The organism is Rhodococcus sp. 06-470-2 (assembly GCF_002258235.1).
Taxonomy (GTDB): Bacteria; Actinomycetota; Actinomycetes; order Mycobacteriales; family Mycobacteriaceae; genus Rhodococcoides.
The window spans coordinates 233,708-253,589 of the sequence record NZ_NOYB01000010.1 but is presented as its reverse complement, the minus strand read 5'-3'; the positions used below and the strand labels follow the sequence as shown (position 1 = coordinate 253,589).

Below are 19,882 nucleotides of genomic sequence, written 5' to 3'. Positions count from 1 at the left end.
TATTGTGTCACTTGGTAACGGTGTGTTGATCGGCGAGAACCCGCAGGTCGTTACATGTTTCTACTGCATTAACCGCACGCGTCCCCCGCGTTGCCGAATTCTCCCGGAAGCCCCCATTCCGGCCTTTGTCGACCACCTATTAGTGCCACATTCACCTCGTGTGTCAAGCATTGTCGGTCGAACGCCGTACGTTCGGAGAGATGTCTGCGAAGGCCTCCCACATTCGGCGTCCCAGTTCCCGTTGCCCCTCGCCGTTGTAGTGGATCTTCTCGGTCTCGCTGTTGTAGAGCCCGCGCGGACCCGGCACGTACGCCACTTTCGCCTTGCGCCGGGGACTATCGGCATGCACCGCATCGATGGCGGCGTAGTTCGCCTCCCCCGATTCGATCTCGTCGGGCACCATCTGGCCCACCACGAACGGAACGTCGCCGAACTCGCCGCGGAGCGTGTCGATCAGGCTGTCGAGCTTCTCCGCGTACACCGGCGCGGTCAGCAGCGGCACATCGCTCTCACCTTGATGCCACAGCACCGCGGCGAGCTCGTTGCCGGGCTTCGTCGCCAGCCCTGTTCGGATGCGCTGCAGTGCATCCCAGAACAGATTGACTCGCGCGCCGGTATCGGCCGGATCCCAGGAGATGCCGTGGATCCGCGCGAAGCCCGAATCACCGCGCGCATACGGAACCAGCAACACCGGCCTACCCGTTGCATCGGCGAGGTGCGCGGCGAACGTCGGGCCGAATCCGACTGCCTTGGAGGGCACCTCGTGAAACAGAGGATTGCTGCCCGCCACGATGGTGTTCTTCGACCGGCCCGACGCGGCCCACTGATGCACCCGTGGATGCGGCGCATCCAGGCCTGCCCCGTCGAATCCGACGCCGGCACCGTGGGCATTGGACTGGCCCAGAATCGCAACCACCAGATACGACTCGTCGATCGGTTCCACCGGAATGCCGCGTCCGAGACGCTTCTTCACGACGTCTTTCGCTCGCACCTTCGCGTTCTGCCGAAACCCCATGACGCTCCCCCTACTCACGTGCAGTCGTTCTGCGCCGGTACCCCGGCGAAACGATCCCCTATCCACTGATTGACGGCGTCGCCGTTCACATCCCCGTGCCCCCGCCCCGCCTGACGATCGATGGTGATGACGTCTCCGTACCCGCAGGCCCGCGCGAGAGCCGCGTCGGTCCACGCCGCATCGATGTACGTATCGGCATCACCGTAGGCCACCAACATCGGTGCCGACGCCGGTCCCTGTGGCACGGCCATCGCCGCCAGCGCGCGCCGGAGGGAATCCGCGGCCGCATCGGATTTCGGGGCGAAGTCCTTGTCGCCGAGCCTGTTCACCGCGTCCTCACGGGCAACGGCCTTGTCCGGCGTGCAGCCGGTGAGCGCGGCCCAGTCCTGAGCGGCCTCGCCACTGCGGTAGTCGTCGAGGTTCAGAGCCGGGTCGCGTCGCGCCAACGACTCCAGTACCCACTGCAGCAGAGGGCCTTGATCGTCGGTCAGTGTTCCCGCGATGGCCTTGTCCACCAGCCCCACCATGTTCGCCCCCGGTGCCAGCGCGACCGCGCCGACCAGATCCAGCTCGGGAGCGTAGGAATCGGCGAGTTCGTTCGCCGCCCACGCGGCACCCCCGCCCTGCGATCCGCCGAACGCAGCCCACTGCGTACCCACATCGGGAAAGACCGTCCGCAGTGCCCGTACGGCATCGATGACGTCGTAGCCGGCGGTGATGTTGTCCAGGTACGCATGGTTGCCCGGATGCCCGAGTCCCTCGTAGTCGGTGATGGCCACCGCGAATCCGGCTGTGGTGTAACCCTGTACGAGCGCCGAGGCCCCCAGCAGCGACGCGGACCGCGACGGAGCGCATGCCTGTTCGATACCCGTGGTGCCGTGGGCGTAGGAGATGACGGGCCAACCGCCCTCGGGTGCCTCGCCGGACGGGGTGAACACCGTGCCCGATACCTCGCGCTCGCCCACCCCCGGTTGCACCGAGCGGTACACCACCCGCGCCGCGTTCACGCCCGAAAGCCGCACCTGGATCGGCAGATTGGGCATGGTCTCGGCACTGACGATGGACCCGCTACCGGTTCCCGGATCCGCGATCACCATCGGTTGGGGGTCCGACCCGCGCATCACCGCCGCGAGGGCTCCCTGCACCTGCCCGGCGACGGGCACAACGACCGCGCACCCGGAAAGCAGGGGTAGCAGCAACAGTGCTGCCAACCACCGCCGCGTCGTCGTCACGTCACTACTTGGAGGCCTTGAACCGACGCGCGTACGTCAGACCGGGCTTTTCGATGAATCGATACGTCAATGACCCGAACGCGATACTGATCGCGCCCACCAGCACGAAGTTCCGCAAGAGCCCCAGGGGGCTGTCCCCGGCCATCCACCCGAAGCGCCCCACCATGATCAGGATGGGGAAGTGCCACAGGTAGACGCTGAGCGAGATCATGCCGACATAGCTCAGCGGTGACCAGTCGGCACGTTCGGCGAGCAGCGACTTCTCCCCACGTGCCAGCGGCACGATGATGAACAGGATCAGCAGCGCCGAGCCGAATGCAACGGTGGAGCTCTGCCAGCGTGAATTGTCGTCGATGAGTTTCAGCGAGATCGCGGCGGTGGGGATCATGGCGAGTCCGGTCCACCAGCGCATCCTGGTGGCGATCGCGCCCTTCAACATCCCGTTGTCGATGGCGACGAACACCACTGCAGCGAGCATCCCGTAGGTGAAATTGTCTGCCAGCGACCAGAAGCTGCGACTGAGCACCGCGACCTGGTTGGGACCCCAATCCAACAACTTCGGGTCGGTGATGCCCGACGGCCCGACGAGCGAGGCGGTGTAGAGCTTTCCGGTGATACCGATGACGAACATGATCACCACCGGGATCATCGCCAGCACCGGTGCCGAGATGGACGTGCGCTTGCGGAGATAGAACGCGATGCCCGTCAGCAGTGGCAGCGCAAGGTAGAACGCGAACTCCAGGGAGAGCGACCACGATGGGTTGATCCCGGTTTGCAGCATGCTCGGAATGTACGAGTGCAGCAGCGTCAGATTTGCCAGCAGCGTGAGCGGATCGGTGAGGATGCCCAGACCGTTGTCGGTGAAATGCCGTTCGGCGACGGCCGCGTTCTCCACGAACACCGCTCGCATCACGAAGTTCGCGAACAGGAAGATGAACAGATAGGCCGGGAACACTCGAAGCAGGCGATGCATCGCGTAGCTGAAGTTGTTCGGCATCGGCTTGCCTGCGAACAACTTTCGCACCATCGGCAGGAAGATCAGGAATCCCGACAGCGCGAAGAAGAAGATCAGGCCCTGCCCCAGCAACCCCAACTTGTACGTGAGCACGGTCTGCGGTGAGTAATGGCCACCGACGTGGACCGCGAGCACGCACAGGCACGCGAAGCCACGCGGGCCGTCGAGGCCGACGATGCGCGCGGGACGCTTGGACTCACCGGCCACCGAAGGCGCGGGCGCAGTCGCTGCGGCTGCGGTGCTGTCTGGAGTAGCAGTCATGGGTACCTTCTTCAGGTCACGGCGCTGGTGGTGGTACTGGGCAGAAGTTGACGGCCTCGGTACCGGCGAACCGGTCGCCGAGCCAGCCGAACGCAGCAGCACCGTCGATGTCTGCGTGACCGGAATTCGGTTGGAGCACATACTGAATGGTGTCGCCTGCGGCGCAGCCGGCACCGATGGCGGTGTCGGTCCACGCCTGGGAGATCAACGTGTCCTCACCGCCGTAGATCACCAGCATCGGCGCAGCAGCAGGAGACTTCGGCAGACTCATCTCCCGCAGGTATCCCTCGAGAACCGCGGTGGCCTCCGGCGTTGCCGGCCGCAGATCGTCGTCGCCGATCTGCGCGGCCAGCGACGTACGGTCGGCCGCGAGGACGCCCCCGCATGCCGAGAGCTCGTCCCACTTCTCGGCGACGATGCCGCGGCGGTAATCGTCCAGATCCAGCTCGGGATGGGCCTGCGACAGGCCCACGAGCACCCACTGCAAAAGCGGCTTCTGGTCGTCGGTGAGTGTGCCGTCGGCGGCTGCGGCCGCCAGGCCGGTGATGTCTGCTGCCGGCACCAGACTGACCGACCCGACCATGTCGAGTCCCGCTCCGTAGCTGCGCGCGAGTTCGTTTGCCGCCCAGGCTGCCTGACCACCCTGCGAACCACCGAACGATGCCCAGCGGGTCGACGTATCGGGCACCAACTTGCGGGCCGCACGAACCGAATCGATCAGGTTGTTCCCGACGGTCCTCGCATCGAGGTACGGGTGATACGTGCCGTCCAGACCGAGACCCTGGTAGTCCGAGACCGCGACCACGTATCCGGAGCGAACCAGCGCTGCCACGATCTGCGAGCTTCCGAGCAGTTCCGGATCGGTCGACGGCCCGCAATCGTTCAACACGCCGGTGGTGCCGTGACCGTAGGCGATGATCGGCCAACCACCCTCGGGTGCAGAGCCTTCCGGCGCGAAGATGGTGCCGGAGACTCGTTGGGTGGACCCGTCGATCCCGGACGTCGACGTGTACACCACTCGAGCGGCGATGGAGGAGATGGCGCTCACCCGGCGGTCCACGGTGAGCAACTCTTCCGCACTCTCGAGCGAACCGGGGCCGTCGTCGCTGTAATCGGCGGACAGGGTGGCCCCGACGGCGACGGACTGCGGATCGACCACCGGATCGTCCGAAGAACATCCCGCAGCCACCAGTACCAGCGCAAGGGAACCTACCGTTGCCGCTCTGCGCAGCAGCGTCGTTCGTGTGTTCGTCATCGTCTCTCCCCCGTGACCTGCTTGACCAGATGTTCGACCTGATCGCGATGGTCGATCGAATCCCTCGCGATACCGAGCGCGAGAACCAGTACGCCACCGAGCACGACCCCCATGCCCGCACCCAGCATCACGTTGCTCTTGACCTGCGGTGTCGTGGCCGAACCCGGCGTCGTCGCCGCATCCACCAGAGTCAGGACCGACACCGGCCCGTCGACCCCCAGATCGATCTCCCCGACCAACTTGATGAGCTGCACTGCAACGGAATTGGCGATGTCCCGTGCCTGCTCGGCATCGGCGTTCACCACCGAGATGTCGATCAATGCAGAACCGGGACTCGGCACCACCGTGATGTCCTGCTTCAGCACGTCGGGCTCGACGGGCAGGTCCTGGGATGCGATGACGCGTCGCAACACCTGCTCCCCGGTGGCCAGCTCGACGTACGACTCGACGCGAACCAACGCTCCTCGGTTGCCGTCGAGCGAGTTCTTGGGCGACGGTGGTCCAGGGGTGGTGACGAACACTCGCGACACCGCGGTGTACGAGGGCTCGACGAGATAGGTCGCCAACCACGCGACGCCCGCCGACAGCACCGCGGCGGCCAGGATCGATGCCCAGCCGGACAACAGAATTCGGCCGTAGTCCTTGAGGGTCGGCACACCGGTCGGCGCGATCATTTGTTCAGCTCGCACGTGTTGACCGGGCGTTGGCCGGCGAACATGCCCTTGACCCACGGCAGCGATCGGCTGCTGTCCAGATTGCCGTGCCCCTCGCCCTGATGCAGCTCGTACTCGACGAGGTCGCCGGAGTCACACGCGCGCTGCAGCGCCTTCCCGGTCCACGGTTCGAGGATCAGATCGTCCTCGCTGCCGTACATGACCAGAAGCGGTGTCGTCGAACCCTGCTGCGGCAGCGCCATATCCGACAGGTAGCCGCGTAGCCGATCCGTGGCCTCGGCGCTGACCGGCTTCAGATCGGCGGGCTCGAGCTGTGTCTGCAGTTCCGGGACATCGAGCGACCCCGGCGGGACACACTCGAGCAGATCGTCCCAACGCTCCTTCGCGAAACCGGACCGGTAGTCGTCCAGGTTCATCTCGGGATGCGAGATCGCCAACGAATGCAGCGCGTACATCAACAGGGGGTACTGAGCACGAGTCAACGTTTCGTTCGCGGCCGCGTCGGCCAGCCCCGACATGTCCGACACCGGCACCATCGCGGCCGTACCGACCAGCTCCAGACCGCCGCCGTACTCACCGTTGCGATCGCTCGCCGCCCATGCGGCCATCCCGCCGAGCGAGACGCCGTAGGCCGCCCACCGCGTGCTGAGCGTGGGCATGAAGTTCCTGGCCGCTCGTACCGCATCGATCATGTTGTAGCCGAACGTCTTCGAGTCCAGGTACGGATGGTAGTCACCGTTCATACCGAGACCCTGATAGTCGGTCATCGCCACCGCGAAGCCGTTCAGGGCCAGAGCAGCCACGATAGGAGCATTGCCGAGCAGGTTCGCGTACAACGAGGGCCCACAGGCATTGAGTACCCCCGTGGTGCCGTGGCCGAACGACACGATGGGCCAACCACCATCGGGCGCAGTACCGGCCGGAACGATGACGGTTCCCGAGACCTCGGTCGGTGAACCGGTGACACCCGAGGTCGACCGATACACCACCCGAGTAGCGGTGGCACCGAGCTCGGTGATGTCGGTCGCGATGTCCTCGATCGGCTCGGCCGAGATCAGCGAACCGGGAGCTGTGCCACCGACATTCGACGGCGGAGGCGGCTCCGAGGCCGGAGCCTCGGCGGTGACCGGAGCCGTTGGCGCGTTGGGCGGAAGAACGACCGACGGCTGCTGAGAACAGGAGACCAGCACCGCGGCGGCGGTCAGCACGACGCCGACCTGTGCCGCGAACCTACCTGGCATCGAAACTATCCTCTGCTCGCCGAGGAGGTCGCGGTATCGCTCTGCGCCGGCTTCGGCCTGACCGATGTGGAATGGGCAGGTGCCGAGGACGGTGCAGTGAACGGTTCTGCGGAAGCGGGAGTTTCGGCGGCACTCTCGGTAGGCGTCGCGCTGCCACCGAGGAGGCGTCGGGCTGCGGGCTCGAAGGTGGTCACGACGCCGAGCACGGTGGCCCCGACTCCGTCGAGCACCTTGATCGCACGCCTCAGCTTCTCGCGCGTCGTGCGGCCGGTGCGCGCGAGAACCAGTGTGCCGTCGGACAATGCGGTGAGGATCGCGCCGTCGGTGACCTGAAGCAGAGGTGGGGTATCGACGATGACGTAGCGGTACTCGCCGCGTAGCGACTCGAGTAGCTCCTGAGCGCGGTCCGACCCGAGCAACTCGCTCGGATTCGGCGGCACCGGACCCGAGGGCAGCACCGAGACACCGCCGAACACATCGTCCTGGATGGCATCCTCGATGCTGTGCTCGCCCGAGAGCACCGTCGACAGGCCGCTGCTCTGATCGATTCCCAGCCGGGTGCCCAGGGTTGCGCTGCGAAGATCGCCGCCGACGAGAAGCACCCGGTGCCCTGCCTCGGCGAGAACGGCCGAGAGGTCGATGGCGGTGCTGGTGCGTCCTTCGCCCGCCGCCGCACTGGTGACGGTGATGACGCGAGGAGGAGTGCCCCCGCCAAGAAAGCGAATGTTGGTGCGCAGAGCGCGGAGTGGCTCGCCCATCTTCTGCATCGATGCCACGGCGGCCTTGGGTCGCGTCGCGTCGATCGGGAGGCCGCCGAGGACGACGCGACCCGAAATCTCCTCTGCGCGCGGCCTGTCCCGAATCGAACGATCCAGAAGACCGCGAAGCAACGCGAGTGCGATGCCGAGCACGAAGCCGATGGCAGCGCCGAGGCCGAGGACAGTGGTCAAGCCCATGCCGATCGGCGAGGTCGGTACATCACCCTGATCGACGACGGTGGCACCGGCTGCTGGGCTGCCGCCGCGCTGAGAGGTTTCCAGTTCCTGTACCAACTGGGTCAGCTGACCGGCCACCGCGTTGGTCAACACCTGAGCGACGGCCGGATCGGGATCGGTGGCGCAGAGATCGAGCAGCACCGTCTTCTCGATGGGGGTCGCGGTGACGCGCGAACGCAATTCGTCCGGGGACATCTGCAGCTGCAATTGATTTATCGCCCGTTGCGCAACCTGTGTGCTGGTTGCCAATCCGGCGTAGGACGTCACGCGTTCCTGTGAGAACAGGTTGTTCTGGTACGCCTCACCGACCGAGCTGCCGCCCTCCGTGGTGACGAACAGACGGGCGCACGCCTGATACTGCGGCGTCGTGAAGAACGTGTAGGCCCAGCCTCCGGCGATGCCGATGACCGTCGCGAGCGCAACGATCCACCAACCCGCGCGAAGAATTCGCCCGTACTCTCGAATCTCCACGAGTGCTCCTATCGAATGACATCGGTCAAGGGGAAAGAATAAAGCGCAGCGAACGATTCGGCACGGCGTAGATGTTGCGAGTGCATGAAAGCGTGACAACATCAGAGCCTATGAGCATCACGCAACGAGCCGGTGCGGCAGCCATCGTGATCGTTCCCGTTTTCGTTACATTCGCCATGATCGTCGGCGGAACTCCAGCGAAATTGGGGGCGTTCGCCCTCGTCGTGCTGACTGTGGGAGCGTACATCGGCCTACGTCATCCGCTGTATCTGTCTCGCGCTCTTGCATTTTCACTCGGTGCGTTGCCGTTCGGATACGTACCCGGTGTTCACGCTCCGTTGGTTTTCGCGTTGGGTATCGCGGTCGTTCTCGCCACTGTGATCCACCGCACAGCCGTGAGCCGCATCACATGGCCGGAACTGCCCATGATTGCGCTCATCGCTGCGTCCGCGTTGTCGATATTCGCGACGAGTGGCGCTCTGGTCGACTACGTCGAATTCGGTCAATGGCTCGTTTCCACACTCGTAGTCGTCTGCCTGTTGAGAATGCAGCGTGACGAATTGGCATTGTTCGGGCGCATCTACGTCTACGCAGCCTCGGCCGCAGCCGCTTTCGCCCTGGTGATCTTCACCGTCGACCCCGCCGGGAAACTCATCCGCTATCTGTCGATATTCGGCTACGGCAGCGAGGAGGAAAGCACTCGCTTCGTCTACAGCAGCACCGGAGCCGCAACCGTCCGATTGGCAGGCACGTACGTCGACCCCAACGCAGCCGGAATCGGATTCGTGCTGGCACTGATGCTGTGCGTGCTGCTCTTGCGCGGCTACGTGCGCACAGCCCTTGCGGCCCTACTGTTCCTGTCGATCGTGTTGACGCTCTCGCGGGCCGCACTGTTCTCGGTGGTGTTCGGCGTGGTGTTGATGCTGGTGTTCCAACAGCTACGCACCCGCGAACGCCTCGCCATCGTCGGCGCGTTCGCGGCCGCCTTCGTCGGTGCCATCGCCGTACCGACCGTCCGCAATCGAGTCTTCTCCTCCTTCGGCAACGAAGACGCGGGCTCGAGTGCACGCGGTGACGCCCTCGTGGAATTCCCCGGTCACATGCAAGGCCACTGGATGTTCGGACTCGGCTGGGGCCGTGCAGAATTCAAAGACCCCACGGTCGCTTTCGAGGTCAACTACGTTGCCAACACTCCCCTGCTGACCATCTACCGCGGGGGTCTGGTCGCCGGAATCGCCTTCGTCGCGATACTCGTCGTCATCGCGATAGTGGGCTACAAACTGCTCCGCGCTCGGCAGTGGGAGTACGGGTTCTACGGCGGCGGAATGATCGGCTTCTCCGTCGTGGCACTGCAGCTCGACTTCCCGGTGGTCACCATCCCGGCCACGACGATGGCGTTTTCGGTCATGTACGCCTTTCTCGTCCACGCATGGGAAAAGGCGTCCGAAACCGATCTCGACGGCGAGAACTCCGAGAGTTCTGAAACGAAAAGCTTGCTTTTACCGGACAGTACTCGACCAGCAGTTTCATAAAAATCGCGCCAATTCTTGTGATTTGTACAAAGCTGCGTTCGTAGTGCAATGATTCACCGCACCGGCCCGTCGATTGGTACGGACCCCCTGGTGGAGAGAATGATGATGGTTCACTTTCGCGGTGGCTTTCGCACAGTAATGTCAGCGACAACGGTAGTGGTCGTCGCTGTCGGGCTCGCTTTCGGAACGACGTCCGTTCTCCTTTCACCCGACCACCTCGTCGGCTCCCAATCACGTGCCGAGGCGGCCCCGAACCCGCCCGGTGTCGGACTCTCCGACGGCGGCGGACTGCTCTGGGCCACCGACGCCGAACTCGATACGACCGTGCAGTTCGTGACCGCCATGGGCGTGAAGTCGATGCGCATCGCCATCCCGTGGTCGACCGTCGAACCCACCCAGAATCAACTGAACTGGGCGCCCGTCGACCGGGTCGTGAACAAGCTGCGCGCAGCGAACATCTCCATGCTCGGCATCATCGCCTACACCCCGGCCTGGGCGACCTCGCCCGTGAACCAACCCATCAACACCCGACCGGCATCGCCTGCGGCATTCGGCACCTTCGCCGGAAAGGTCGCGGCTCGATACAAGGGCAAGGTGGCCGACTACGAGATCTGGAACGAGCCCAACGGGGCGATGTTCTACGCACCGGAACCCGACCCCGCCGGCTACACCGCGCTGCTCAAGGCCGCGTATCCCAAGGTCAAAGCAGCCGACTCGGCCGCCACCGTCGTCGGTGGCGTCCTGGGCGCGGCCGAACAGGCATGGGGAATCATCAACCCCGTCGATTTCACCAACCAGATGTACGCTGCCGGTGCCGCAGGGTATTTCGACGCCCTGTCCTACCACCCGTACCAGTACTCCCTGAAGTTCTCCGAAGGACCGTACGTCGACCACTCACCGGCCCGGCAGGTCATGGATATGCGGACGGCCATGGTCGCCAACGGCGACGGCGGCAAGAAGATCTGGGCCACCGAGTACGGCGTGCCGACATCGGTGGCGTCCGAGGACCAGCAGAGCGCGATGATCACGGACTTCGTCACCAAGTGGCGCGAGTTGCCCTACACCGGCCCGATCTTCCTCTATCAGCTCCGTGACAAGCAGACCGGCAGCAACGACCCGGAGATGACCTTCGGACTGTTGCGCACCGATTGGTCGGCCAAGCCTGCCTTGTGGGCAGTGATGAGTCTGTTGCAGAACAACATTCCACGGACCGCCGAGTACAACCGCTTCGCCGCGGCACCCAACAACTTCGGTGCCGTCCTGGGGCCGGTGTTCCCCGTCCGAGACACCTGGGCGCAGTACCGCCAGGATGCCGTCGTGTACGAGATGCCCAACGGATTCGTCGGAGTTCCCCGCGCGGTCGCAGAAGCGGTGCGCTACACGGGCTTCTTGCCCACCACGCCGTTCAACGGCACCTACCAGGACTTCGACAGCCCCTACGGCCTCAGGGTGTTCTCCACCGCCATCGGCGGCACCCACAACATCGGTGGTGGCATCTTCAGCGCCTGGGATCCCACTCTGGGGCCGGCAACCAGTGACGAGGTGCCGCAGTACGGCGGCGGCGTGCGGGTGACGTTCCAGTACGGCGCGATCACGTGGGCACCGTGGGTCGGCACCACCGTCACTCGTTGAATTCACACCCATCTGATCGATAATTCACAAACCGCGCGGACCTTTTCTTTCGATTCGTGCTGCCATTTCTCGGTGACTTCGTTGCGGCCACGTTAACTCTGCGCAAAGGCACGGTTTCCGTTCTCTGTAAATCTATTTTGCCTTGTGAACCACCTCACTTAGCGCTATCTATTTGTCCCCGAAACGGATATTCATATACAGCGAACGAATGACTCTTCGTGGCAGGATTATGTCCAGTGTTCGCACGTCTCGTCGGGGGACGCCAGCTATTCGACGCTCTTGTTGTGCATCGGCGCACTACGGGGCGCTATTCGGCGTGCGGGAAGCCCCAGCTCCATTCGAGTACGGACCGACACGATGGGTAGCTCATGAAGACCGATGTTTCTGTGTTGCAGCCGGGTTCACTGCTCCATGACGCGGCGGCAGCATGACCGACCGCCTCCGCGTGGCCATTGCGCACGACTACCTCACCCAGCGCGGTGGTGCCGAGAAGGTCGTCCTGGCCATGGCCCGCGCCTTCCCCGACGCACCCATCTACACCACGCTCTTCGAGCCGTCGACGACGTTCCCCGAGTTCTCCGATCTCGACGTACGCCCGTCGTCCTTGAACCGAATCGGTTTCCTACGCAAGAACCACCGTGCCGCGCTTCCGTTGCTGCCCTTCGCATCCTCTTCGATCGAGATCGACGCCGACGTGGTGCTCACCAGCACCAGCGGTTGGGCACACGGCTTTCAGACCTCAGGACGCAAACTCGTCTACTGCTATTCACCTGCGCGTTGGTTGTACGAATCGCAGATGTACCTGGGGGAAAGTCGCAGCCCCGTCAAACGTGTTGCCCTCAAGACGCTTTCGTACCCGCTTCGCCAGTGGGATCGACGGGCGGCCTTCTCGGCAGACCGTTACCTCGCCATCTCCACGGTGGTGCAGCGGCGCATCAGCGACGCGTACGGCATCTCGTCGACCGTCGTACCCGCACCGTTCACCGTCGAGACAGCGCCGGCCGAATCGATACCCGACGCCGCCGCGTGGCTGGGCGCAGACGGCTACTACCTGTGCATCTCCCGCCTGCTTCCGTACAAGAACGTCGACAAGGTGATGGCGGCCTTCGCCGACACAGATCGCAAGCTGATCGTCGTCGGACGCGGCCCGGAGGCCGATCGACTGCGAAAGCTCAAGTCCGACAACGTGCTCATGCTCAGTGACCTGACCTCGGGACAGATGACCTGGCTCTACCAGGGCTGTAACGGTTTGATCGCTGCAAGCTATGAAGATTACGGATTGACCCCCATCGAAGCGGGTCATCACGGCAAGCCCAGCGCAGTGTTGCGCTGGGGCGGCTTCCTCGACACCGTCGACGAGGGCGTGACCGGTGTGTACTTCGATGAGCCCCAGCCGGATTCGATCTCCAACGCGGTCGACGCTTTGGAACGCACGCACTGGGAGCCGTCGAAGATCCAGAACCACATGGAGCAGTTCAGCGAAGAACGCTTCGCAGCCGAGTTGGACGCCGCAGTGACAGACATTCATGCAGGACATATGGAGAGGACGGCGTCGCGATGACCAAGCGCGCACTGATCACCGGCATCACCGGGCAGGACGGCCTGTACCTTGCCGAACTGCTATTGAGCAAGGGCTACAAAGTGTTCGGTCTGCTACGGGGACAGAACAATCCGAAGGCAGCGATGATCGAGCAGGTGCTGCCTCAGGTAGAGGTGTTGCACGGCGACCTTCTGGATCTCTCGGCGCTGATGCGCGCCTTCGCCGTGGCCGACCCCGACGAGGTCTACAACCTCGGAGCCGTCTCCTTCGTGGCGTACTCGTGGGAGAACGCGCGTCTCACCACCGACGTCACCGGCGGCGGAGTGCTGAACATGCTCGAATCCACCCGGCTCTACGAGCAGGTAGCGGGCAAGCAGGTTCGCTTCTACCAGGCCTCGAGCTCGGAGATGTTCGGCAAGGTCCAGCAGGTTCCCCAGCGCGAGGAAACACTGCTCTGGCCACGCTCGCCGTACGGCGTCGCCAAGGTCTACGGCCACTACATGACCATCAACTACCGTGAGTCCTACGGCATGCACGCCAGCTCCGGAATTCTGTTCAACCACGAATCACCCCGTCGTGGACCGGAATTCGTCACACGCAAGGTGTCCCAGGCCGTCGCGCGCATCGCACTGGGGCTGCAGAGCGAGCTCTCGCTCGGCAATCTCGACGCCAAACGGGACTGGGGCTTCGCCGGCGACTACGTCGAAGCCATGTGGTTGATGCTGCAACAGGACGACGCCGACGACTACGTCATCTCCACCGGTGAGACCCACTCGATTCGTGAACTCCTCGACCACGCGTTCGCCGCAGTCGACATCGACGACTGGGAGCCCTACGTCAAGATCGATCCCCGCTTCTTCCGGCCCGCGGAGGTCGACCTCCTCGTCGGCGACTCGGCCAAGGCCCATGCCGCACTCGGTTGGAAGCCGAAAGTCGGCTTCCCAGAATTGGTTACGATGATGGTTCAGAACGACCTCGTCGAACAATCGCCCGACACCGTCAAGATCGCGTGAGTGCCGGACATACCCCGACTGCGCTGATCACCGGAGTGGCCGGCCAGGACGGCAGCTACCTAGCCGATCTGTTGCTCGAGCGCGGTTGGACCCTCCACGGTGTGGCCAAGCCCGGCGGGAACGACGGGACGGTGAACGTCCATGTCGAGCAGCACCGCGTCGATATCAGCAAGCCGGGTGTCGCCCAGGTGCTGATCCACGAAGTGCAGCCCGACTACGTTTTTCACCTCGCCGGGATCTCCTCGGTGTGGCGATCGTGGAACGACCCGGTCCTGACCACTCAGGTCAACGGGCTCTCTGCTGCGGCGCTGCTCGATGCCTGCTACACCGAGCAGGAAGCATCGGGTAAACGCATCGTGCTGGTCAACGCATCCAGTGCCGAGATCTTCGCCGGCTCCGGGGTGCCATTGCAGAACGAGGAAACGCGCGTTGCGCCCACCTCCCCCTACGGGGTGTCGAAGGCACTCAGTCACAACATGGTCCAGGTCTACCGAGCCCGAGGACTCGAAGCCACCAACGCCATCCTGTTCAACCACGAGTCGCCCAGGCGACCGGAGACCTTCGTGACCCGCAAGATCACCAAGGCCGCCGTCGCCATCACCCGGGGCACCCTCGACACGCTCGAGCTCGGCAACCTCACCGCGGAACGCGATTGGGGCTGGGCCCCGGACTACGTGGATGCGATCGCCGCCATGGCCGACTACGGCAAGGGCGACGACTTCGTGGTCGCCACCGGTCAGGCCCACAGCGTCGCCGACTTCGTGGCCGCCGCCTTCGCAGCCGTAGGTATCGAGAACTGGCGTGACTACGTGCGCAGCGATTCCGAGATGCTCAGGCCCGCCGACTCGGCAAGAATGGTCGGTGACGCCGCCAAAGCCCGTGATCTGTTGGGCTGGGCACCGACGAAGGATTTCGAGCAGATCGTCGACGCGATGGTCCAATTCGACATGACCGAGGAGATGGCAGCATGACAGCGGTGGAACGGCCTGTGGGCGAAGCGGAGCCCGAGATCTACGACGTGTCGAACTACAAGATGCAGGACATCACGTTCAAGCGGAAGCTGCGCAACCGCATCGGCACCCTCGGCTTCAACATGATCGTCACCTTCATCCCGTCGCACTGGATTCGACAGAACTTCCTGCGCGCGTTCGGGGCGACGATCGGCAAGGACGTCTCGATCTTCCGCGGCACCACCGTCCTCGACCCCGAGGGCCTGACCATCGGCGACGCCTGCTCCATCGGTTTCCGCTGCATGCTCGACGCCCGCGGCGGAATCACGATCGGCAGCAACGTCGTCATCGCCAGCGATACACACATCATCGCCGGCTACCACGATCACAACTCACCGGAATTCACTCCGATCCTCGAACCCTGCGTCATCAATGACTACGTCTGGATCGCCAGCCGCAGTACCCTTCTCAGCGGGGTGACCCTCGGTCGCGGCGCCGTGGTCGGTGGTTGCTCGATGGTGCGCGGAGACGTCGGCGAACTCGAAGTGGTTGCCGGAGTGCCCGCGAAGGTGCGAGCGATGCGTGACCCGAAGGCGCTCGCCTACCGCCCCAAGTATCGGCCGCTGTTCTACTGATGATCCTGCGTGACTGCCGACTCGTCTACGTCGCCCCCCGATCCGGGGTCGGCGGCGTGGGCGACTACGCCGACGACTTCGCCGACGCCGTGCGGCCACACTTCGCCGAGGTGATCGAGTACCGCCACGACGGACCCGGATCTCACTCGGTGCGCGATATCGTGCGGCACCGCAAAGCGATTCAGGAGCTCGTCGACGCCGATCCGGGCCGTGTCATCGTGCACTGCGAACTCAGCGGCGGCTCGGTGATGCCGTTCTGGGCCACAGCTCGGCTCACCGGGGACCCGATGGTGACCGCGACGGTGCACGACCCACCCGGAATCGTCTGGTGGCCCGCCCGCACCAAGTTCCTCGCGGGCAAGAAGGTCCTCAATCACGGCCTGCACTACCCACTTCGAGCGGCCTGGCGTCGCCTCGAGCGCACCGTGGTGGGCAACCGGACGCTGTTCGCACTCACCCGTTCCGGTGCCGACTCCCTCGAGCGCAGCTACCCCGAAGTGACGGCCGAGGCCGTGATGCACTTCGTTCCCGAGCGCCCCGACATCACCCCCGCCGAGGATCGCCCCCTGGCCGTCGGCCTGTTCGGATTCGTCTACCGCGGAAAAGGATTCGACCAGCTCCAGCAGCTCCGGGATCGTGTGCCGAACGACATCGCCATTCGCATTGCCGGCCGCGGAACCGAACTACTCGACCCCGTCGATGGCGTCGAGATCCTCGGTGAGGTCAACGGACCGGACGAGGACGCCTTCTTCGATTCCATCCGTGCACTCGTGGTGCCCTACGGCAAACGATCCATCTACGGTGACGCCTTCCCCGCCTCCGGTTCGGTCAGTCGCGCCATCGCTTATCAGACCCCGGTGGTGTGCCTTCAGGAAGGCGCACTGTCCGAAACCGACGGCGGTGCACTGGTTGTCGCGGGTGGAACGAACGAGATCGCCGACGCTACCGCAGCCTTGGTCACCGATCGGGCGGCACTGACGAGGCTGCGCCGCGAAGTGGAGACACTGCGCCGCGCCAACTCCCCCGACATGGTGGCTCAGAACTTCGTGGCTGTGTGGTCCAAATGATGCGGTGGTCCCGATGATGCGGTGGTTTCGATGATGCGGTGGTGCGAATGAACGGCAACCTGATCAAGGCCGGGATCGCGGCCTTGTGGACCTACGGCGGCCGCGGCATCGGCCTGCTGTGGACCGTCGCGCTGATCGCCAAGCTGGGGATCAGCGATTACGGCCAGTACGCGATGGCCTTCGCCCTCGCCGCGATTCTGGCTGCGCCACTGGATCATCCGTTCACGGTGCGCTCGATTCGCGTGACCGAACGCGATTTCCTGGGCGAGCGCACTACCCGCGTACTCGTCGGTGCCGTGCTCGTCGTCGCTGGGTTGTGTCTGGTTCAGGTCAGTTACATCGCCTGGTTCGCCCTCGTCATCGGCGGTGGTGAGCTGGTCTTCAACGCATACAAGAGCAGGGCACTGCGCGACGGCCGTCCCGACCTCACACAACGACTGGACACCACGAGGCAGGCAACATCCATCGCGCTGGCGACGGCGTACTTGTTCGCCGTTCCCGACCCCACGTTGACGATCGCCAGCCTGCTCTACGCCGCACCGTATTTCGTGATCGCACTGCTCGCAGCCCTGCAGGCCCGGGTAGCCGCACCGCGCGTTCCCGGCTCGTGGCGCGAGATGTCGATGCTGTTCTCGGAGAACCTCGCCAACGCGGTCTACATCCAGGGCGACGTGCTGCTGCTCGGCTTCCTCACCGATTCCACCATCGCCGGCTACTACTCCGTTGCCGCGGTGACCGCCTGGGCGGTGGCCTTCATCGGACAGGCCTTCGGCAACACATTCCACGAAAAGCTCCGTGCAGCAGACGGACTCGTCAGCGCCGGACCGGCCTTGAAGCACACCGCGGCTCTCGGCACCGCGGCGGGCTCACTGCTGCTGGTGGCCGGCCTCCTGCTCTTCTTCACGCCCGCGTCGGATCAGATCGCGGGCGCCCTGGTGGTGATGTCGCTGTTCGTGGTGATGCGGGTGATGAATCACGTGTTCACCACCGTGCTCTACCTCCAGCACCGCGACCGCACGCGAGTGCTGGCGGCGGCAACCCTGGCACCGCTGAAAATGGTCCTCGTCCTGTGTCTGTTCCCGTTCGGTGCCGTCGGCGCAGCCGTCGCCTCGGTGATCACCGACGCCGTACTGCTCGTCTGGTTCATGCGCGCCCTGTACCGCACTGCGGTGAAAGACAATTCGGTGAAAGAAGAGGTGCCGCAATGAGACGCGCGACGTTCCTGCTGTCCAAGGACCCCGTCACCGAACACGGCGGCGACATCGCACTGTCCCGTTTGATGATGCAGCTCGCCCGTGAGGCGTTCGAGGTGCGATCGATCTGCCTGTCCAAGGAGACCGACGTCGCCCCCGACGTGGTGCGCGTCCCCAAGCCGACCGTCGACGTCGCTCTGCTCCTGAAGTCGGTGCGGCCGACGCGCTCGGTGGTACACGGACGCTACGACGTCGACGCCTTCCGCGACGCCATCGACGCATCCACCTCCGATGTGTATGTGGCCGAACACAGTTACATGGCCGAATCGTTCCTCCGCTCGGCCAAGTTGGGGTCACCGTTCGCGATCAACACCGTCAACACCGAATCGCAGGTGTGGAAGGTGACCCGTGGACTGATCGGCCGTATCGAGGCACCCCGCATCCTGCGGGACGAGATCCGCGTCGCCCGCGCGGCCCATGCCGTCGGGACCTACGACGCCGACGAGGCCCAGATGTACCGAGACAACGGAGTCCGCGACGCCCGGTGGATCGACCTCACCCTCGAACCAGCACCGCAACTCGACCTGTCCCAGACCGCGAAGCGCCTGGTGTTCATGGGGACTCGCGATTGGCCACCGAACCAGGAGGCCTTCAAGATCGCGCTCGAGTACTGGCCTGCGATCTCGGCGGGAATCGAGGGTGCCGAACTGTGCATCATCGGCGCCAAGGCTCCCGGTGCCAAGGATCCCGTCTACCCCGCCGGCGTTCGCGATCTCGGCTTCGTCGACGATCTGCAGGAATTCCTCGGCACCTGCCGGGCACTGATCGCCCCGGTCGCCACCGGCGGCGGCGTGCGCGTCAAGATCCTCGACGCAGCCAGCAAGGGACTTCCCGTCGTCGGTACCTCGGCGGCCGTCGGATCACTGGATTCGATCTTCGAGCTGCCCACGTTCGACGACAAGGAGCAGTTCGTCGCCGAATGCCGCCGCTACCTGCTCGACCGCACCGCCGCCGTCAAAGCGGGGGAGCGAATCCACGAGCTGAACACCGCGCGGTGGAACGACCGTGTGCCCCATTCGACCGTCGAAGCACTGATCAGCGCCCCGTTGACGAGCACTTAGGATGACCGCCATGACCTTCCGCTCACGCCTGCTCACCGTTGCCGCAGCCGCCGCGATCGCTGTCGGACTCTCCTCGCCCGTCGCGCAGGCGGCCCCGGCCGACCTGGGCTTCACCGGTGGCGCACCGTTTCTGACGCTCGACGACGCCACGCTGAACAACGAACTCGGTGCCGGACGCGACATCGGTGCCTCGTGGGTGCGGGTGGTCGTGAACTGGGCCGCGATCGAGTCGGCCCCGGGAGTCTTCGACTGGGGCAACACCGATCGCGTGATCAACGCCGCGAGAGCGCAGGGCTATTCGGTACTGGCCGTGCTGGGCGGAACCCCCGGATGGGCGCAGGGCGGCATCGCCTCACCACTGCCCGGCGCAGTTCCGCTCGATCCCAACACCTTCGGCGCATTCGCTGGCGCAGCCGCTGCGCACCTCGGTGATCGCGTCGACCACTACGAGGTGTGGAACGAGCCCAACATCCCCACCTTCTTCGCACCCGTCGATGCAGTCCGTTACACGAACATGCTGCGCGCGGCCTACCCCGCGATCCACAACGCCGACGCCGGAGCCACCGTGCTGAGCGCCGGCCTGGCGACCACCATCAACGCCGGAGCCTGGACCGTCGCGCCGGTGACCTTCCTGCAGCAGATGTACGCCGCCGGAGCAGCCGGATTCATGGACGCCGTCGCCATGCACCCCTACACCTTCCCTTTCACCGTCGAGAACGACCCCAACGGCCAATGGGCACAGGTGGATCAGGCCTACGGCACGATGGCGGCCAACGGAGACGGCGGCAAGAAGATCTGGATCACCGAGCTCGGTGCACCCACCGGCACCGGCGCGGGAGCTGTTCCCGAGGATCTGCAGGCCGCCATCATCGGCTCGGGCCTGGCCAAGGCGTCGTCGCTCCCCTACGTCGGCCCGGTGTTCGTGCACTCCCTGCGGGACTCGGGAACCAACCTCGCCGACACCGAACAGAACTACGGACTGCTGCGCAGCGACTTCAGCGCCAAGCCGGCCTACGACGTGGTGCGGGGTTCGTAGCGGA

General features: G+C 64.7%; 17 protein-coding genes. 10 read left to right on the top strand and 7 right to left on the bottom strand.

The window, feature by feature from the left end; genetic code table 11:
- Positions 1-163 precede the first annotated feature (163 nt).
- Genes CH276_RS04535 through CH276_RS04505 form a run of 7 tightly spaced genes read right to left on the bottom strand, consistent with a single transcriptional unit; the run spans position 164 to position 8,159 of the window.
- Entirely contained in the window at positions 164-1,015 is an 852-nt protein-coding gene (locus CH276_RS04535; protein WP_094630466.1) for a sialate O-acetylesterase, read from the bottom strand.
- A gap of 14 nt (positions 1,016-1,029) precedes the next feature.
- Positions 1,030-2,247: a lipase family protein gene (locus CH276_RS04530; protein WP_254924190.1), complete on the bottom strand. Its 1,218-nt coding sequence runs from the start codon at positions 2,245-2,247 to the stop codon at positions 1,030-1,032.
- A gap of 4 nt (positions 2,248-2,251) precedes the next feature.
- Entirely contained in the window at positions 2,252-3,523 is a 1,272-nt protein-coding gene (locus CH276_RS04525) for an acyltransferase family protein (RefSeq protein ID WP_094630656.1), read from the bottom strand.
- A gap of 16 nt (positions 3,524-3,539) precedes the next feature.
- Positions 3,540-4,778: a lipase family protein gene (locus CH276_RS04520; RefSeq protein ID WP_094630467.1), complete on the bottom strand. Its 1,239-nt coding sequence runs from the start codon at positions 4,776-4,778 to the stop codon at positions 3,540-3,542.
- Positions 4,775-5,452, bottom strand: coding sequence for a YveK family protein (locus CH276_RS04515; RefSeq protein WP_094630468.1), 678 nt, complete (start codon positions 5,450-5,452; stop codon positions 4,775-4,777). Before CH276_RS04515 ends, CH276_RS04520 begins: the two co-directional genes overlap by 4 nt.
- A complete protein-coding gene (locus tag CH276_RS04510) occupies positions 5,449-6,693 on the bottom strand; it encodes an alpha/beta hydrolase family protein (RefSeq protein ID WP_094630469.1) in 1,245 nt (414 codons plus the stop codon). Before CH276_RS04510 ends, CH276_RS04515 begins: the two co-directional genes overlap by 4 nt.
- 5 nt (positions 6,694-6,698) lie before the next feature.
- A complete protein-coding gene (locus CH276_RS04505; protein ID WP_094630470.1) occupies positions 6,699-8,159 on the bottom strand; it encodes a polysaccharide biosynthesis tyrosine autokinase in 1,461 nt (486 codons plus the stop codon).
- Between the two features lie 110 nt (positions 8,160-8,269).
- On the opposite strand from CH276_RS04505, the gene CH276_RS04500 reads away from it, so the two are divergent.
- The 10 genes from CH276_RS04500 to CH276_RS04455 all read left to right on the top strand — a co-directional run bounded on the left by CH276_RS04500 (position 8,270) and on the right by CH276_RS04455 (position 19,878).
- Positions 8,270-9,691, top strand: coding sequence for an O-antigen ligase family protein (locus CH276_RS04500; RefSeq protein ID WP_254924191.1), 1,422 nt, complete (start codon positions 8,270-8,272; stop codon positions 9,689-9,691).
- A gap of 138 nt (positions 9,692-9,829) precedes the next feature.
- Positions 9,830-11,323, top strand: a complete 1,494-nt coding sequence (locus CH276_RS04495; protein ID WP_254924192.1) for a cellulase family glycosylhydrolase — start codon at positions 9,830-9,832, stop codon at positions 11,321-11,323.
- A 427-nt stretch (positions 11,324-11,750) separates the two neighbouring features.
- Positions 11,751-12,884: a glycosyltransferase gene (locus CH276_RS04490; protein WP_094630471.1), complete on the top strand. Its 1,134-nt coding sequence runs from the start codon at positions 11,751-11,753 to the stop codon at positions 12,882-12,884.
- Complete coding sequence (locus CH276_RS04485; RefSeq protein WP_032396558.1) at positions 12,881-13,876, top strand: GDP-mannose 4,6-dehydratase; 996 nt, start codon at positions 12,881-12,883, stop codon at positions 13,874-13,876. Before CH276_RS04490 ends, CH276_RS04485 begins: the two co-directional genes overlap by 4 nt.
- The gene (locus CH276_RS04480) at positions 13,873-14,847 is read left to right on the top strand and encodes a GDP-mannose 4,6-dehydratase (protein ID WP_254924193.1); all 975 of its coding nucleotides are present in this window, start codon (positions 13,873-13,875) and stop codon (positions 14,845-14,847) included. Before CH276_RS04485 ends, CH276_RS04480 begins: the two co-directional genes overlap by 4 nt.
- On the top strand, positions 14,844-15,461 hold the full coding sequence (locus CH276_RS04475; RefSeq protein ID WP_032396559.1) for an acyltransferase: 618 nt from the start codon (positions 14,844-14,846) through the stop codon (positions 15,459-15,461). The genes CH276_RS04480 and CH276_RS04475 overlap by 4 nt, the downstream gene beginning before the upstream one ends.
- Positions 15,461-16,528: a glycosyltransferase gene (locus CH276_RS04470; RefSeq protein ID WP_254924194.1), complete on the top strand. Its 1,068-nt coding sequence runs from the start codon at positions 15,461-15,463 to the stop codon at positions 16,526-16,528. The genes CH276_RS04475 and CH276_RS04470 overlap by 1 nt, the downstream gene beginning before the upstream one ends.
- A gap of 47 nt (positions 16,529-16,575) precedes the next feature.
- Entirely contained in the window at positions 16,576-17,736 is a 1,161-nt protein-coding gene (locus tag CH276_RS04465; protein WP_032396561.1) for a lipopolysaccharide biosynthesis protein, read from the top strand.
- Positions 17,733-18,842: a glycosyltransferase gene (locus tag CH276_RS04460; RefSeq protein WP_094630472.1), complete on the top strand. Its 1,110-nt coding sequence runs from the start codon at positions 17,733-17,735 to the stop codon at positions 18,840-18,842. The genes CH276_RS04465 and CH276_RS04460 overlap by 4 nt, the downstream gene beginning before the upstream one ends.
- Positions 18,843-18,852: 10 nt before the next feature.
- On the top strand, positions 18,853-19,878 hold the full coding sequence (locus CH276_RS04455; protein WP_094630660.1) for a hypothetical protein: 1,026 nt from the start codon (positions 18,853-18,855) through the stop codon (positions 19,876-19,878).
- Positions 19,879-19,882: the final 4 nt, after the last annotated feature.